This is a genomic window from Herminiimonas fonticola, assembly GCF_040395855.1.
GTDB classification, from domain to species: domain Bacteria; phylum Pseudomonadota; class Gammaproteobacteria; order Burkholderiales; family Burkholderiaceae_D; genus Oxalicibacterium; species Oxalicibacterium fonticola_A.
Genome location: NZ_JBEBPO010000024.1, coordinates 1 through 16,576 on the forward strand (window position 1 = coordinate 1; position 16,576 = coordinate 16,576).

Annotated in this window: 11 protein-coding genes and 2 tRNA genes; 5 read left to right on the forward strand and 8 right to left on the reverse strand. The window is 54.5% G+C overall.

Annotation, left to right across the window (positions count from 1 at the left end):
- The 5 genes from earP to ABWP27_RS05255 form a co-directional block, all read right to left on the reverse strand.
- Window positions 1-296: elongation factor P maturation arginine rhamnosyltransferase EarP (gene earP, locus ABWP27_RS05235; RefSeq protein ID WP_353154329.1), on the reverse strand; the 296-nt coding region annotated here is incomplete at its 3' end.
- A 48-nt stretch (window positions 297-344) separates the two neighbouring features.
- Window positions 345-1,898: a DHA2 family efflux MFS transporter permease subunit gene (locus ABWP27_RS05240; RefSeq protein ID WP_353154331.1), complete on the reverse strand. Its 1,554-nt coding sequence runs from the start codon at window positions 1,896-1,898 to the stop codon at window positions 345-347.
- A 3-nt stretch (window positions 1,899-1,901) separates the two neighbouring features.
- The gene (locus tag ABWP27_RS05245; RefSeq protein WP_353154334.1) at window positions 1,902-3,098 is read right to left on the reverse strand and encodes an HlyD family secretion protein; all 1,197 of its coding nucleotides are present in this window, start codon (window positions 3,096-3,098) and stop codon (window positions 1,902-1,904) included.
- A complete protein-coding gene (locus tag ABWP27_RS05250) occupies window positions 3,095-4,600 on the reverse strand; it encodes an efflux transporter outer membrane subunit (RefSeq protein WP_353154337.1) in 1,506 nt (501 codons plus the stop codon). Before ABWP27_RS05250 ends, ABWP27_RS05245 begins: the two co-directional genes overlap by 4 nt.
- Entirely contained in the window at window positions 4,600-5,091 is a 492-nt protein-coding gene (locus ABWP27_RS05255) for a MarR family winged helix-turn-helix transcriptional regulator (protein WP_353154339.1), read from the reverse strand. The genes ABWP27_RS05250 and ABWP27_RS05255 overlap by 1 nt, the downstream gene beginning before the upstream one ends.
- A 737-nt stretch (window positions 5,092-5,828) precedes the next feature.
- Here ABWP27_RS05255 and ABWP27_RS05260 point away from each other — a divergent pair.
- From ABWP27_RS05260 to ABWP27_RS05275, 4 genes are read left to right on the forward strand one after another with little or no spacing between them, the layout of a single operon-like run.
- Window positions 5,829-7,136, forward strand: coding sequence for a TolC family protein (locus ABWP27_RS05260; protein WP_353154342.1), 1,308 nt, complete (start codon window positions 5,829-5,831; stop codon window positions 7,134-7,136).
- Window positions 7,133-8,629, forward strand: coding sequence for an efflux RND transporter periplasmic adaptor subunit (locus ABWP27_RS05265; RefSeq protein WP_353154344.1), 1,497 nt, complete (start codon window positions 7,133-7,135; stop codon window positions 8,627-8,629). Before ABWP27_RS05260 ends, ABWP27_RS05265 begins: the two co-directional genes overlap by 4 nt.
- Window positions 8,626-11,784 (forward strand): efflux RND transporter permease subunit, encoded by a 3,159-nt coding sequence (locus ABWP27_RS05270; RefSeq protein WP_353154346.1) that lies wholly within the window; start codon window positions 8,626-8,628, stop codon window positions 11,782-11,784. Before ABWP27_RS05265 ends, ABWP27_RS05270 begins: the two co-directional genes overlap by 4 nt.
- A 10-nt stretch (window positions 11,785-11,794) precedes the next feature.
- On the forward strand, window positions 11,795-12,166 hold the full coding sequence (locus tag ABWP27_RS05275) for a copper-binding protein (RefSeq protein WP_353154349.1): 372 nt from the start codon (window positions 11,795-11,797) through the stop codon (window positions 12,164-12,166).
- 329 nt (window positions 12,167-12,495) lie between these two features.
- Here the strand turns inward: ABWP27_RS05275 and ABWP27_RS05280 are convergent.
- The 3 genes from ABWP27_RS05280 to gltX all read right to left on the reverse strand — a co-directional run bounded on the left by ABWP27_RS05280 (window position 12,496) and on the right by gltX (window position 14,152).
- A tRNA-Glu gene (locus tag ABWP27_RS05280) sits at window positions 12,496-12,571 on the reverse strand.
- A gap of 37 nt (window positions 12,572-12,608) precedes the next feature.
- Window positions 12,609-12,684 (reverse strand) — tRNA-Ala (locus ABWP27_RS05285).
- A 64-nt stretch (window positions 12,685-12,748) separates the two neighbouring features.
- The gene (gene gltX, locus ABWP27_RS05290; protein WP_353154352.1) at window positions 12,749-14,152 is read right to left on the reverse strand and encodes a glutamate--tRNA ligase; all 1,404 of its coding nucleotides are present in this window, start codon (window positions 14,150-14,152) and stop codon (window positions 12,749-12,751) included.
- A gap of 212 nt (window positions 14,153-14,364) precedes the next feature.
- Here gltX and metG point away from each other — a divergent pair, with 212 nt between their 5' ends.
- Window positions 14,365-16,497, forward strand: a complete 2,133-nt coding sequence (gene metG / locus ABWP27_RS05295) for a methionine--tRNA ligase (RefSeq protein ID WP_353154354.1) — start codon at window positions 14,365-14,367, stop codon at window positions 16,495-16,497.
- The last annotated feature ends 79 nt before the right edge of the window (window positions 16,498-16,576 follow it).

A 16,576-nucleotide genomic window follows, 5' to 3' on the forward strand; every position in this document is an offset into this window, starting at 1 on the left:
CCGGGGGGAATATCGCAGGCAAAAAATTCAATGACGATATCGGCGATATCGTCTGGCGAAAATGCGCCCTCCTGATTGCCCCAATGGCGCACCGTCACGTCGGCCACGCGCTGTTCTTCAGCGTCGATGTCGACTCCCGGACAAATCCGCTGAAAGCTGGATAAGTCATCCACCCACAAAGTAACGGCGACGCCATGCTCTTGTTGCAGTTGTCTTGCGAGCCGCCAGCAAATACCGATATCGCCATAGTTATCGACGACACGACAAAACAGATGCAAGGTGTGCGGAACACTCATACGGTCAGCCAGAAATTGAATTTCAGCATGATAGTCGATACAGATACATCAATGCGCGCCCCCGGCATCTGCCGGCACACTGGATTTGCTCGGCTTGGTCATCCATATGAAAGCAATCAGCACCAGAAACAGGATGGCCGATATCCAGAAAATATCGGTTGCCGCCAGCGTACTCGCCTGCACTGTCATCGAACGGTCTATCACGGCCCACGCAGCCTGTTCAGACAAACCCTGCGACATCAAGGTATTCATTGCTTGCGTAAATGCAGGATTATGCGGCCCGGTATGTTCGGCCAGCTGCGCGTGATGCAGGATGGTGCGGTTGTCCCACATCGTCGAGGTAATCGAAGTGCCGATACCGCCGAACATGATGCGCACAAAGTTCGACAAACCCGCCGCTGCCGGAATCTTGTCCGGCGACTGGCCGGACAGGATGATGGAAGTCAGCGGAATGAAGAACATCGCCATCGCCGCCCCCTGAATCACGGTTGGAATCATCAGCGTGTTGAAATCAACGTCCTGTGTAAATTGGGCTCGCATGAAAAACACCAGCGCAAAAATCAGGAAAGCCGTCGTCGCGACCCAGCGCGCATCGATTTTCGGCAGCAACTTGCCCACAATCGGCGACATGATAATGGCGAGGATACCCACCGGCGCCATCACCTTGCCGGCTTCAGTCGCCGTGTATGCGAGCTGTGTCTGCAGCCACAAGGGCAGGATGACCAAACTACCGAAAAACAAACCGTAAGCCACGGAAATCGCCACCACGCCGCCGCTGAAATTGCGTCCGGTGAACAGCGACAGATCGACTACCGGATGCTCTTCGCCAATTTCCCAGATCAGGAAATACACGAATGCCACCGCCGCCACCGAGGCAAGAATAATGATTTCACCGGAATGGAACCAGTCCAGCTCCTTGCCCTTGTCCAGCATCAGTTGCAGGCAACCGACCCACAACACCAGCAGCACCAGGCCGACCTTGTCGATCGGCAGCTTGTAGGTTTTCGATTCGCGTTCGCGATAAATCGACCACGTCGCCCACGCGGCAAAAATGCCGATCGGGATATTGATGTAAAAAATCCACGGCCACGTGTAGTTGTCTGAAATCCAGCCGCCCAGCAAGGGGCCGGCGACCGGCGCCACCAGCGTCGTCATGCCCCAGAAGGCCAGCGCCATCCCGCTCTTCGCAGGCGGGTAACTCGACAGCAGCAATGCCTGCGACAAGGGAATCATGGGGCCCGCCACTGCACCCTGCAGGATACGTGCGGCAATCAGTATTTCAATGCTCGGAGCCAAACCGCACAGGCACGACGCCAGCACGAACAGCAGGATGGAAGTAATGAACAAACGCACCTGGCCGAAGCGTTGCGTCAGCCAGCCGGTCAATGGAACCGAAATCGCATTGGCCACCGCAAACGACGTAATCACCCACGTGCCCTGCTGCGGCGACACGCCGAGATCGCCTGAAATCGCCGGTATCGACACGTTCGCAATCGATGAATCGAGTACGTTCATGAATACCGCCAGCGACAGCGCTACCGTACCGACGACAAGTCGCGTACCGCTCAGCGGCGGCAGCGCGGAAGCAGGAGTTGCACTCATGATTTAGTGTGTTGTGGGCGTCATCGCGGCATTGCTGTTGGCAGCAATGATTTGTGCCACACGTTCTTCTGCCTCATGTCCTGCATTGTCGAATACTGCAGTTTGATAAACCGGCTCCGTGCGTGCCGCCGCCACTGCTGTCAGCGAGGTGCCTTCCGCATGCGCGATATCCACTTCAACCTGCATGGACAAACCCACGCGCAGAGGACGTTCAGTCAATTCTTTCGGGTCCAGCGCGATGCGCACCGGAATGCGCTGCACCACCTTGATCCAGTTGCCGCTGGCATTCTGTGTCGGCAGCAAGGCAAAGGCGGCGCCCGTTCCAGCCGACAGACCTGCCACCTTGCCGTGATATTCAACACGGCTGCCGTACAAATCAGAATGCAGCGTAACCGGCTGGCCGATACGCATTCTGGCAACCTGCACTTCCTTGAAGTTGGCATCTACCCACAAGGTCGTCAGCGGCACAACAGACAGCAATGACGTGCCGGGCGCTACGCGCTGGCCGACCTGCACCGAACGCTTGGCAACATAACCGGTGATAGGCGCAGGCAGTGTATTGCGCGCCAATGCGAGATAAGCGGCTTGCACCTGTGCGGCCGCGCGTTGCACATTCGGATGATTCGCAACCGAGGTGCGATCGGTCAACACCTGGTTCGATGCCAGTTGCTCGCGCGTGGCCTGCAATGCGGATTCCGCCGTTTGCAATGCGCTGCGTGCATGTTCCAGATCTTCTTTCGATACCGCACCGGTGCCGCTCAATTCCTGACGCCGCGCCAGATCGGCCCGTGCACGCGCCACATCGGCGACACGCAAGGCCACGTTGGCATTCAGCGTACCGTTATTGACGAAGAGAGTGCGTACTTCACGCACCGTTTGCGCCAGTTGCGCTTCCGCCTGATTCAGCGCCACCTTGGCATCGCTGTGATCGAGTTCGACCAGCGGCTTGCCAGCCTGCACCAGCTCCGTATCGTCGGCATGAATGGCAACTACGGTGCCGCCCACCTGCGGCGTCACCTGCACCACATTGCCGGCGACATAGGCATCATCGGTCTCTTCAAAATGACGCGCATAAATCGCCCACCATATGCCGTAGGCAATCAGCAACAGCGCGAGCACGCCAGAAAACAGAATGATGCGGCGCCGGCGTTTGCCGTTGTTATTGGGGGTATCTATTACTGCCGGGCTGGTCGTATTCATGATGCACTTCTCACAGGGGTGGGAACATTCAGGGAAATGGAATTTTCTTTGGCAAGGTCTTGTGACTGTGCGTCAAAACCGCCGCCCAGTGCCTTGATCAAGCCAACGCGCAGATCGTTGCGACGCGCCTGCAGATCGAGATCCATGCGTTGTTGCGCCAGCAAGGTCATCTGCGCACTCAAGGCCGGCAGCATATTCGTGGTGCCGACCCGTTCGCGTTGCTGCGCCAGATCCAGATTGCCGGCAGCGGCTTGCGTCGCACGCTGTTGCTGTTCGCTTTGCAGGGCAACTGCGCGCAGGGATGTCACCTGATCGGCGACATCATGCAAGGCGTCGGTCAATGCGCGATTGTAGGTAGCGACCATGCCATCGTATTCGGCTACGCGCCCTTTCAGATTGGCGCGCAGGGTACGGCCTTCCAGAATCGGTACGCTGATGGCCGGGCCTATGCCAACCACACGACTGCCGCTTTGCAGCAGATTATTCAGGCCGATGCTGGAGAACCCGGCGAAGGCCATCAGATTGACGTTGGGATAAAACGTGGTCCTGGCAGCAGCAATGCCACCGTCAGCCGCTTCCACCTGCCAGCGTGCGGCAACGATGTCGGGACGCCGTCCCAGCAATGCCAGCGGCAATGCATCCGGCAAGGCAGTCGCCACATCAGCGGGCAATGTCGGCCGTTCGATTTGCCGGCCGCGATCAGGGCCCTGTCCAAGCAGCGCTGCCAGCTGGTTGCGCGTCAGTACGATTTGCTCCTGCAACTGTTCGCGCTCCGCACCCAGGCTGGCTACTTGCTGGCGCGTTTGCTGACTCTCCGATTTGGCATCCAGCCCGGCGTTGAAACGCAATTGCGTCAGATGTGCAATCCTGCCGCTCACCTCAAGCTGCTGCTGGTTCAAATCCAGTTGCGCATACAGTCTTGCCAGCTGTATCCAGGCGTGTGCAACCGAGGTCGCAATCACCAGCCGTGCATTGTATTGTTCTGCCTGCGCAGCCTTGTCTTGCGACAGCGCACTGCGCAGTTCCGCTGCATGTCTGCCCCAGAAATCGAAGTCGTAGGAAAAATTCAGCGTCAGCGAATTATCCGATTGATAGGAACCGGCAAAGGGCGGCGGAATAATGTAGTTTTCGCTGAAACGCTGATACGTGCTTTTGAAATTTGCCGACCATGCAGGACTGCTGGCGGCACCAGCGGCTTCAGTGACGGCTCGCGCAGCAGCAACGCGCGCCGCGGCAATCTGCAGATTCGGATTGCCCGCAATCGCCTCATCGATCAAGGTCTGCAACGATGCGCCGCCTATGGTTTGCGCCCACGAAGCATCCGGCCATTGCCCATGCTGATCAGGCAAGGATGCTGCCGTTGCATAATCGCCTGGCTGTTGCAGCCTGGTACTGGTGTCTATTCCCTTGAAGCTGGCGCAGGCACTCAGCAACACGACAGCACAACTCGCTGCAAGCAAACCGCGACGCGAAGCAAAAGGTAACTGCGCGGAATTTTTCATCATGCGCTCCCGGCTTTTGCATCCTTGCCGCCGGTTTCGGGAGAGCCAAACAACAGCTTGCGCAGCAAAGTCTTGAGCATGACCACTTCATCGGCAGTGAAATCGGCAAAATGATGGCTCAATACACCCATGTACAAATCCGGCAAACGAGCGGCGAGCTCGGTGCCGACCTCCGTCAGTTGCAGATTAATGACGCGCCGGTCGTCGCTGCACGGCATGCGAACGATCAGCCCGCGCTTCTCCAGCCTATCGATCATGCGCGTGATCGAAGCAGAATCGATATACAGCTCACGCGACAGTTCGGCTGCTGTTGAATAATTACCTGAAGAAAGCATCAGCAACATGCTGCCTTGCGCATGCGTGATGTCGTGCTGTGCCAGTTCGATATCAACCGCTTTCACAAGCTTGGTGCGAGAGCGCGCCAACAGATAACCCACACTCTCTTCTACGCACCATCCGCCGGACGGGAATATTTTTTCAAATTCATTCATATAGCTGCCTAAGTCAATAACTGCCTAGGCAGCAATATATCAAAATTCAGATTTAAGGCACAAGTGAAATGTGGAATTTCCCAAAAATGAGTAGTAAAAAAAGACACGACTACAGGTGATCGCTGATTTATTTTTTTCAGGAAAAATAATTTTTATACAAGATTGCTGCTGCTCAAATCAGCGCCTTGCTTGCAACAGCGTCGGGAACGCAAACGTTTAATCGAACGTCAACTATTCAAGCCACTCAAGAATCTGCGCTACACTATCGCCACACTCCTGATTACACGTATGCGTCATTCTTTCTCATCTTTTTGCCGTCTAATTGCCTGCTTTCTGGTCATGACAGTTCTGACCTCAGGAATAGCAATGGCTGCCTACGTTTGTCCGCAGACAACGGCCCCTATGCAAGAAATGGCAATGGGTGACATGCCCTGTGCAGGAATGGATACTGAAAATCCGGTTCAATGTGCTTCCCAACAAGCAGGTACGCAGTTAGCGCTTGAACATCTGGCCGCCGCACCATTACTGGGGCCAACCATCGTTTCATTTATCATGCCGGCATCTATGCCGGTTGCTCTTGCCATTCGGGCTTCAGCCTGGACAAACACTCCCCCGGAATTAGGCGTAGACCCGCCTTATCTCCGAACCCAACGACTTCGCATTTGATTTAACCCGCTGTAGTTTCGCTGGCCGGCATTGTGCCGTCGTCGGCGTTCGTCTTCTCTACAGGGGGTTGTATGTTTTTGCGTATCCAAACACCACTGAGTCTTCAGTCGCGCACTCTATGCCGCATCAGCGTTTTATTGACGCTGGCTTTGGGCTTGTCTATGGCGCACGCCCAGCCTAACGGGCTTACATTAAACGAAGCATTGCAGCTATCACTGCAGCGCTCATCACTGACCAAGGCCGCCAGTGCATCGGTGTCGGCCAGTCGTGAATCCGCAGCAAAAGCCGATCAGTTACCTGACCCGATGCTGAAAGTCGGCATCGACAATCTACCGATGAGCGGCTCCGGCCGTTACAGCACGACCAACGATTCCATGACCATGCGCCGGATCGGCATCGAGCAGCAATGGGTCTCTTCAGACAAACGTGCTGCACGATCCGAACGTGCACAACGCGCCGTCGAGATGGAAGAAAGTGCTTATCTGGAAAGTGTCGCCAAGGTGCGGGAAGAAACTGCCAAGGCGTGGGTCAATGTTCTTTACGGTCAGCGCACATTGGTATTGGTGAGTGCAATGGAAAAAGAAGCGGCCGAAGACTTGAATGCAGTCAATGCTGCACATCGCAGCGCCAAGGCAGCAGCCTCGGATGTAATGCAGGCGCAACTGACACTCTCGCAAGCACAGGATGCAACGCGCAAGAACACACAGGATGTGCGGAATGCACGACTCGCTCTAAGTCGCTGGACCGGCATGCCTGCCGCAACTGTCGCCGACGAGACACCCAAGCTGACTTCACATGTGCCTAGATTGGCAGTAGAAGAACTAGAAAAATATCATCCAATGCTTTTGTCTGCTCGTCGAGCGGTCAATCTCGCTGATGCCGACAGCACCGTTGCGACCCGCGAAAGCAATCCGGACTGGTCGCTTGAAGCAGCTTACAGCCAGCGCGGCAGCCAGTATTCAAACATGGTGTCTTTTGGCATCAGCATTCCTCTCGCCCTCAATCGCGCGCAGAAACAGAACCGCGACATCGCTGAAAAATCTGCCCTGGGCACCAAGGCACGCATGCAGTACGAAGAAGCATTGCGTGACCTGCAGACTGAAATCGAGAATCAGTCATCCACACTGGAAAGTCTCAAGGGACGCATTACGCAACTCAATGCGCAGTTGCTGCCAGCCGCATCGCAGCAGGTGGAACTGGCAACGGCTGCGTATCGTTCGGGAGCGGGCAGTTTGAGCGCTGTTTTCAATGCAAAAAAAATGTTACTGGAACGACGGCTTCAAATAGTCGAGCTTGAAAGGGAAGCCGCGTTGACTTGGGCAGCGCTTGAATACCACGTGATTCCACATGACATGGCGTCGGCAGGAGGAATGCAATGAAATCTAAATTCGTACTGAAAGCGATGGCCCTGATACTAGTCGGTGCAGGTCTTGTCTTTGGCGGCTACTGGCTTGGCACTCAAAAAAACATGGATGGCACTGTAACCTCCACTACAGCTGCTAGCGAAAAAATCGATCCAAAGACGGGTCGCAAAATCCTGTATTGGCATGACCCTATGGTTCCGGGAAACAAGTTCGACAAGCCTGGTAAAAGTCCTTTCATGGATATGCAACTGGTTCCGGTTTACGCGGATGAAGGCGTCGATGATGGTGGAGTAAAGATCAGTCCCTCACTTCAACAGAATCTGGGGATCCGCTTTGCAAGCGTAAGGCGCGAAGAAGTGCATGATGCATTTGAAGTGGTCGGCACGACGCAGTTCGATGAGAGTGCATCGGAAGTCGTGCAAAGCCGGGTTACCGGATATATAGACAAGCTGTATGCCCGCTCACCTCAGCAGCGCATCAAGCGCGGCGAAGCCATTGCTTCAATTTTCGTTCCTGACTGGATTGCTCCGCAAGAGGAATATCTGGCGCTCAAGCGTGGCGGCAATACCGAGCTGGCGGCAGCCGCCAGACAAAGAATGCGCGCGATGTCCATTCCGGATAGCTTGATAAACCAGGCGGACCGTACCGGACAATCCCAACAGCACTACACGCTGACATCGCCTGTAACAGGTGTCATCACAGAGCTATCGGTACGCGATGGTGCCATGGTTGCTCCCGGCATGAGCATTGCAAAAGTCGCCGGTTTGAGCAAGGTGTGGCTGGTAGCAGAAGTGCCAGAGGCACTGACCAATTCAGTCCGCTCCGGCATGACGGTCGAAGCTACATTCTCTGGTGACGCGAATAGAAAATACAGCGGCAAGGTGCGTGAAATCCTGCCGGGCATCAGCACTGCGACACGCACCTTGCAGGCCAGACTTGAACTGGACAATCGTGACGGCAGCCTTACGCCGGGCATGCTGATGCGCATTCGCCTGAATACCGACAAATCCGTTTCAAGGCTTCTGGTTCCGAGCGAAGCAGTCATTGCAAGCGGCAAGCAATCCATCGTTTTGGTCGCCGGCGAAAACAACAGCATGCAACCCGTTCTTGTGACGACAGGCCGGGATATCGGAACCGACACTGAGATTCTGAGTGGCTTGAGTGAGGGGCAGAAAGTGGTCGCCTCGGGACAATTCCTGATCGATTCGGAAGCAAGCCTGAAGGCGGTATTGCCCAAGTTCGCCGGCAATAGTAAAACAATCCAGCCGGCAGCCTCTCCTGTTTACCGCAGTATAGGCATCGTAGAAAAAGTGACACCAAAGGCACTGACGCTTTCGCACAAGCCGATTCCGGAGCTTGAATGGGATGCAATGACGATGGACTTCAACAAATCGCGCCCTGATGTGTTCAGCGAGATAAAGGCCGGACAGGAAGTTGAATTTTCCTTCAGGGAAAATGACGACGGCTACCTGCTCGAAAGTGTCAAACCGGCCGGAGGCAAGCAATGATTGCGCGAGTTATTCGCTGGTCGATTGCCAATCGATTCTGGGTACTGCTTGCTGCGCTCGTCATCGCGGGATGGGGGCTCTGGTCGTTGAACAAAACGCCATTGGATGCGCTACCAGACCTGTCGGACACGCAAGTGATCATTCGCGCCCAGTATCCCGGCAAGGCCCCGCAGATAGTGGAAGACCAGGTTACCTATCCATTAACCACAGCACTGCTGGCTGTTCCCGGTGCCAGGACTGTCCGTGGCTATTCCTTTTTTGGCGACTCGTTTGTCTACGTGTTGTTTGACGATGCCACCGATCAGTATTGGGCTCGCTCCAGAGTACTGGAATACATCAGCCAGGTACAAAGCCGCTTACCGCAAGGTGTGCAGGCCGAACTTGGGCCGGATGGAACCGGTGTAGGCTGGATATTTGAATACGCACTGATCGATCGCACCGGGCAAAACGACCTCAGCCAGTTGCGCACATTGAATGACTGGTTCCTGAAGTTCGAGCTCAAAACAGTCCCGGATGTGGCCGAAGTCGCCAGCATCGGCGGCATGGTCAAGCAGTATCAGATCATCCTTGACCCGGACAAGCTGCGCGTATTCGGCATCTCGCATGCAAAAGTGCTGGATGCGTTGGCGAAGGCAAATCAGGAATCCGGTGGTTCGGTCGTCGAAATGGCCGAGACCGAATATATGGTGCGTTCGCACGGCTATCTGCACTCACTGGAAGATTTTCGCGATGTCCTGCTGAATGCAAATGATGCCGGTACACCTGTGTTGCTCAGAGATGTGGCGACCGTGCGCATTGGCCCGGAAATGCGTCGCGGGATTGCCGAATTGAATGGTGAAGGTGAAGTTGCCGGTGGCGTCGTTGTCATGCGTTCCGGTAAAAACGCGCTGGAAACCATCAAGGCGGTCAAGGCAAAACTCGCTACCTTGCAAAGTTCGTTACCCAAGGGCGTAGAAGTAGTCACGACCTACGACCGCTCCAAATTAATTAAAGCTGCAGTGACCAACCTGAGGGACAAGCTGATTGAAGAGTTTGTTGTGGTCGCACTGGTCTGCGCCATCTTCCTGTTTCATCTGCGCAGTGCCTTGGTCGCCATCATCTCACTCCCCCTGGGTGTGCTCGCTGCCTTCATTGTGATGCGCTACCAAGGGGTCAATGCCAATCTGATGTCATTGGGGGGCATCGCCATTGCGGTCGGTGCGATGGTCGATGCGGCAATTGTCATGATTGAAAACGCGCACAAGCATCTGGAAGCCTATGCGCACACTCACCCGAATCAGGAAATCAGTACGCGTGAACGCTGGGACTTGATTGCAGAATCGGCGATCGAGGTTGGTCCAGCGCTGTTTTTCTCACTACTGATCGTTACGCTTTCCTTCATTCCTGTCTTTGCATTGGAAGCGCAGGAAGGAAAATTGTTTGCACCGCTTGCCTATACAAAAACCTACACGCTGGCAGCGGCCGCCGGACTGGCGATTACCTTGATACCGGTATTGATGGGATACATGATACGCGGACGTATTCCCAGCGAAGCAGCAAACCCGATTAACCGCGTGCTGATACGCGCGTACCGGCCATGGCTGAATGCAAGCCTGCAACATCCGAAATGGACGATTGCCATTGCATTCATCGCTCTTGTCCTGACAGCTATTCCTGTCTCTCAGTTAGGTGGCGAATTTTTGCCGCCGCTGGATGAGGGTGATTTGCTGTACATGCCTTCCGCATTGCCCGGCTTGTCTGCATCCAAGGCCAGCGAACTGCTGCAACAGACAGACCGTCTCATCAAAACCGTTCCTGAAGTCGCGACGGTATTTGGCAAAGCCGGCCGCGCCGAATCGGCAACCGACCCTGCGCCGCTGGAAATGTTTGAAACGACCATTCAGTTCAAACCGAAAGAGCAATGGCGTGCTGGCATGACGTCTGCAAAGCTCATCGAAGAGCTGGACCGAATAGTAAAAGTTCCAGGACTATCGAATGTGTGGGTGCCGCCCATCCGTAACCGCATCGACATGCTTTCGACCGGTATCAAAACGCCTGTCGGTGTGAAAGTGTCGGGCGCCGACCTCGGGCAAATCGACAAAATCGCCACGCAAATCGAAGCCGTCGTCAAAAAGGTACCCGGAGTGACTTCTGCACTGGCTGAACGCGTCAGCGGCGGACGCTATATCGATGTCGATATCGACCGGGCGAAAGCAGCACGATACGGCCTGGCGGTGACGGATGTGCAATCGGTCATTTCATCTGCCATCGGTGGTGAAAACATTGGTGAGGTGGTGGATGGACGGCAGCGCTTTCCCATTAATGTCCGCTACCCGCAGGATTACCGCAACTCCGTGCAAACACTGCGTGACTTTCCTGTTGTCACAGACAGAGGTGCACAGCTACGGCTCGGTGATATTACGAGCATCAAGGTGACCGATGGACCGCCAATGATACGCAGCGAGAACGCGCGCCTTTCCGGTTGGGTCTATGTCGATGTACGCGGAACCGATTTGCACTCGGCAGTGAAGGCAATGCAGGCAGCGGTGGAAAAAGAAGTAAAGCTCCCACCTGGATATTCGATAGGCTGGTCGGGGCAATTTGAATATCTGGAACGTGCCGTCGCCAAGTTGCAAACGGTCATCCCACTCACGCTGGCCGTCATCCTTATCCTCCTGTACTTGGCGTTTCGCTCAATATCGGAAGCATTTCTGCTCATGCTTACCGTGCCTTTTTCGCTCATCGGCGGTTTCTGGTTTGTGTGGTTGCTGGGCCATGCTGTTTCGGTGGCGACTGCAGTCGGCTTTATCGCGCTGGCAGGACTGGCGGCTGAGTTCGGCGTCGTGATGCTGGTGTATTTACGCAATTCATTGAATCAGCGACTGCAGTCCGGCCTGCCCTTGAGCAAGGAACTGATTGCGGAAGCGATACGGGAAGGCGCCGTACTGCGTGTGCGCCCCAAAGCCATGACAGTGGCAGTTATCCTGGCCGGCCTTATCCCGATTATGTTCGGTAGCGGCGCCGGTTCCGAAGTAATGCAACGGATTGCAGCGCCGATGGTGGGCGGCATGATTACCGCACCATTGTTGTCGCTGTTTGTGATTCCGGCAGCATGGCGTTTGCTTCAAGAACGCACATTACGTTTGGCAGTACATAACAAATCATCTCACTACTAAGGAGCAATCAATGAAGAAATCGTTTTTTAATCTGGTAACCGTCTGCGGATTTTCTCTGCTGGCGATGAATGCCTACGCTGATCAAAGCGGAAAAGATATGGGCATGGCAGGAATGAAGATGAATAACATGCCGGCGAAACCGGCAAGTGCAACAGCCTTATCGGATGGCGAAGTCAAAGCCATCGACAAAGAAAATAAAAGCATTACCTTGAAACATGGACGCATCAAAAGCGCGACGGTAGAAATGGGGGCGATGACCATGCTGTTTCCCGTAAAAGACAAAGCATTGCTTTCCGGTGTCAAGGTTGGAGACAAGGTGAAGTTTACAGTCGAGAACATCGATGGCACCGCGACAGTCACGGTTTTATCCGTTCAGAAGTAGTTGCGAAGACTCATGAAGATTCAGTCGCTGTGTTTCGTACACACGGCTGAATCCGATTGAAAAAACGGTGGCTTAGCAACTGAACCGCACAGACGTTCTGACATCATGCGAATGCAAGCCTGAATAGCCGGATTGTTGATTTGCGCCGAAAACTGCCCACGCTTGGAACACAAGCAGTACGGGTCTGCTGATGCAACAGTGGAAGATGTGGCTCTGACACGTTCAAAATCGTTTTGTGTAACAAACCGATATTGAACTGTGTAGTAGCCAGAAACGAAAAAAGCCCTGAATAATCAGAGCTTTATCTCGTACCGGAATAATCCGGAATTTGGCGTCCCCAAGGGGATTCGAACCCCTGTACTCACCGTGAAAGGGTGATGTCCTAGGCCTCTAGACGATGGGGACATAAACTGTCCTTGATACTGACCTTCTGCAAAATCGGTGGTGGAGATAAGCGGGATCGAACCGCTGACCTCTTGCATGCCATGCAAGCGCTCTCCCAGCTGAGCTATACCCCCTCGAGTGCAGAAGCGAGATTATAGCAAAGGTTTTCTCGCTGTGTAAATGCTCTTTTGAAATTTATTAAAGATAGTTTGCAAGACGCGCCAAAATGACCTCGCGGCCAAACAATTCAACCACTGCGTCGATCGATGGCGTTTGCAATTGACCCGTGATGATTAAACGCAAAGGCATCGCCAGTTGCGGCATCTTTAACTTATGCGCAGCCAGCACTTCCTTCAGTGCAGCGGACAATGCTTCCTTGCTCCACTCCACCGTTTTCAATAGCTCTGCGTATTGCGCCAGCGCCGGCTTGGTTGCGTCGGTCACATGTTGCGTCAACAATGCAGCGTCCGGCACAGGCTGGCGATAGAACAGCATTGCAGTGACTGCCAATTCATTCAAGGTCTTGACACGCTCTTTCATTAACGCGATGACTGCGGCCAGATCAGGAGCATTGTCAAACTGCGCGCCGAGACTTTCCATCATCGGCTTGATCAATCCAGCCAGACGTGTGTTGTCGGCTTGCTTGATATAGTGATTATTGATCCAGTCGAGTTTTTCCGGATCGAATTGCGCAGGCGATTTCGTCAAATGATCCAGATCGAACCATTGCGTGAATTGCTCCATGGAGAACACTTCATCATCACCGTGACTCCAGCCCAGGCGCGCCAGATAGTTGAGCATCGCTTCCGGCAGATAACCCTGCGCCGGATAATCCATCACGCTGACAGCACCGTGGCGTTTCGATAACTTCGCACCGTCTGCACCCAATATCATGGGCAAATGGCCGTAATGCGGCAACTCCGCACCCAGCGCTTTCAGGATATTGATCTGACGCGGTGTGTTATTGACATGATCATCGCCGCGAATGACGTGCGTGATCTTCATATCCGAATCGTCGACTGCCACGCAGAAGTTGTAAGTTGGTGTGCCGTCAGGACGGGCAATCACCAGATCATCCAGCTCACGGTTGGAAATCGTGATGGAACCCTTAACAACGTCGATCCAGCTCACATCGCCTTCCGTCGGATTGCGGAAACGCACCACCGGCTTGCGATCAGCAGGAATCGCCGGCAATGTTTTGCCAGCTTCAGGACGCCAGGTGCCGTCGTAACGCGGCTTTTCACCGGCAGCGCGTTGACGCTCGCGCATCGCCTCGACTTCTTCCGGTGACGAGTAACAGTAATAAGCGGTACCGGCCGCCAGCATCTGCGCGATCACTTCGCGATAGCGATCCATGCGCTGCATCTGGTAGAACGGGCCTTCGTCGTGGTGCAGGCCCAGCCACTCCATGCCTTCGATAATCGCCTGCACGGCTTCCGGCGTGGAACGCTCAAGGTCGGTATCTTCGATACGCAGAACAAAGGTGCCGCCGAAGTGGCGCGCATAAGCCCAGGAAAAAAGCGCGGTGCGCGCGCCGCCGACGTGGAGATAGCCGGTCGGGCTGGGAGCAAAACGGGTACGGATAGGAGTACGAGCGGTCATGACAAATAAAAACGGCCTTGGATTGCCAAAGCCGTCCTGTGAAAAAACGTCATTTTACCGCGTCGCCATACGGATGGCACAGCCTTGCGCGAATATCCGGTCGCCGCTGGATGGCGATTCCGGATGACTATATATAGAGCCCGGCTGCGTCAACCCGCGCCGCACTGCTAAAATTACGTCTTTATTACCTTATTGATCGCAAGTACCGCCTTATGAGTAATCCATCGCCGCGCAAACTGTTCGTTACAACCGCCCTCCCTTACGCCAACGGCGCATTCCATATCGGCCACATCATGGAATACATCCAGGCCGACATCTGGGTGCGGTTCCAGCGCATGCAAGGCAATCAGGTCGATTTCGTCGGTGCCGACGATGCGCATGGCGCACCCATCATGATCGCAGCGGAAAAAGCCGGCCTTACGCCGCAGCAGTTCGTCACCAAGATTGCCGCTGGCCGCAAGCAGTACCTGGATGGCTTTCATATCGTATTCGACAACTGGAGTTCGACCGACAGCCCGGAGAATCACCAGCTTGCGCAACAGGTTTATCTGGATTTGAAAAAGGCAGGATTGATCGCCACCAGAACGGTCGAGCAATTTTTCGACCCGGAAAAGAACATGTTCCTGCCGGATCGTTACATCAAGGGCGAATGTCCGAAATGTCACACCAAGGACCAATATGGCGACAACTGCGAAGTCTGCGCAGCCGTGTATGCACCGACCGACCTGATCAATCCGTACTCGGCATTGACGGGTGCAACACCTGTGCTCAAGAGCTCGGAGCATTTCTTCTTTTCGCTGTCTGATCCTCGCTGTGTTGAATTTCTGGAGCAATGGATCACGGGTAACGATGTGGATGGCAAACCGCACCTGCAGGCGGAAGTCGCCAACAAGGTCAAGGAATGGTTTTCCGTTCGCAGCAATCCTGATGGCAGCACCAGCGAAGGTTTGGGCGACTGGGATATCTCGCGCGATGCGCCTTACTTCGGCATTGAAATTCCGGATGCACCAGGCAAATACTTCTATGTATGGCTGGATGCGCCTATCGGCTATCTGGCCTCTTTGAAAAACCTGCTGGACAAGCGCGGCGAAAATTTCGATGCCTACATGGCCGAACCTGCATTGGAGCAGATTCATTTCATCGGCAAGGACATCGTCAACTTCCATACGCTGTTCTGGCCTGCCATGCTGAAGTTCAGCGGCCGCAAGACACCTAACAAGGTGTTCGTGCACGGTTTCCTGACCGTCAACAACGGCGAAAAAATGAGTAAAAGTCGTGGCACCGGCCTCGATCCCCTGAAATACCTGAGTCTGGGCATGAATCCGGAATGGCTGCGTTATTACCTGGCCAACAAGCTCAACGCACGCAACGAAGACATAGACTTCAATCAGGAAGATTTCATCGCGCGCGTCAACAGCGACCTGATCGGCAAATACGTCAACATCGCCAGCCGTGCCGCCGGTTTCATCGCGAAAAAATTCGATGGCCGCGTTGTCACCGACTGGGCCACAGCAGACGATGCCTTCATCAGCAAATTGCGCAATGTCGCGCCAGAAATTCAAGCTTTGTACGACCAGCGCGAATACGGCAAAGCCCTGCGCGCCATCATGGAACAGGCCGATGCCATCAACGCTTACGTCGATGCCAACAAACCGTGGGAACTGGCGAAAAAACCGGAGAACAGCGCTGCGCTGCAGGAAGTCTGCAGCCGTTTGCTGGAAGCCTTCCGCATCCTCACCATCTATCTGAAACCGGTATTGCCGCATCTGGCCACACAAGTTGAAGCGCTGCTCAATATCGCGCCGCTGCAATGGCATCACACAGCTACACCATTACCGAACAATCATCAGGTCAATCCGTATTCGCATTTGATGACACGCGTCGAACCGAAGATGCTGGATGATCTGTTCGATATGCCGGCAGTCGTGGACACCACGGTGAATGTGCCTAACGGTACGAGCGCGACTGAAGTTGCAACTGACAACGCCATCGAAGCACTCGCACCGGAAATCAAGATCGACGATTTTGCCAAGATCGATTTGCGCATTGCAAAGATCGTCAACTGTGAACACGTGGAAGGCTCGGACAAGTTGTTGCGCCTGACGCTGGACGTGGGCGAAGGCCGTTTGCGCAATGTGTTCTCCGGCATCAAATCCGCTTACCAGCCGGAAGATCTGATCGGGAAATTGACAGTAATGGTTGCCAACCTCGCACCACGCAAGATGAAGTTCGGCATTTCCGAAGGCATGGTGCTGGCGGCATCGGCAGCGGATGAAAAATCCAATCCCGGCATTTACATCCTGAACCCTTGGCCAGGTGCAGAGCCCGGCATGCGCGTCGGCTAAAAGTAATTTCGTCCGCTTTATGCATCGTCCAGATTCTCGCTACAGTTCTGGATGATGCCTGCTCTCATCTTGAAACGGC

Bases quoted from the DNA above. Each gene is read 5' to 3' on its own strand.
- ABWP27_RS05240 (WP_353154331.1), bottom strand. From the start codon at position 1,898: ATGAGTGCAACTCCTGCTTCCGCGCTGCCGCCGCTGAGCGGTACGCGA.
- ABWP27_RS05245 (WP_353154334.1), bottom strand. From the start codon at position 3,098: ATGAATACGACCAGCCCGGCAGTAATAGATACCCCCAATAACAACGGC.
- ABWP27_RS05250 (WP_353154337.1), bottom strand. From the start codon at position 4,600: ATGAAAAATTCCGCGCAGTTACCTTTTGCTTCGCGTCGCGGTTTGCTT.
- ABWP27_RS05255 (WP_353154339.1), bottom strand. From the start codon at position 5,091: ATGAATGAATTTGAAAAAATATTCCCGTCCGGCGGATGGTGCGTAGAA.
- ABWP27_RS05260 (WP_353154342.1), top strand. From the start codon at position 5,829: ATGTTTTTGCGTATCCAAACACCACTGAGTCTTCAGTCGCGCACTCTA.
- ABWP27_RS05265 (WP_353154344.1), top strand. From the start codon at position 7,133: ATGAAATCTAAATTCGTACTGAAAGCGATGGCCCTGATACTAGTCGGT.
- ABWP27_RS05270 (WP_353154346.1), top strand. From the start codon at position 8,626: ATGATTGCGCGAGTTATTCGCTGGTCGATTGCCAATCGATTCTGGGTA.
- ABWP27_RS05275 (WP_353154349.1), top strand. From the start codon at position 11,795: ATGAAGAAATCGTTTTTTAATCTGGTAACCGTCTGCGGATTTTCTCTG.
- gltX (WP_353154352.1), bottom strand. From the start codon at position 14,152: ATGACCGCTCGTACTCCTATCCGTACCCGTTTTGCTCCCAGCCCGACC.
- metG (WP_353154354.1), top strand. From the start codon at position 14,365: ATGAGTAATCCATCGCCGCGCAAACTGTTCGTTACAACCGCCCTCCCT.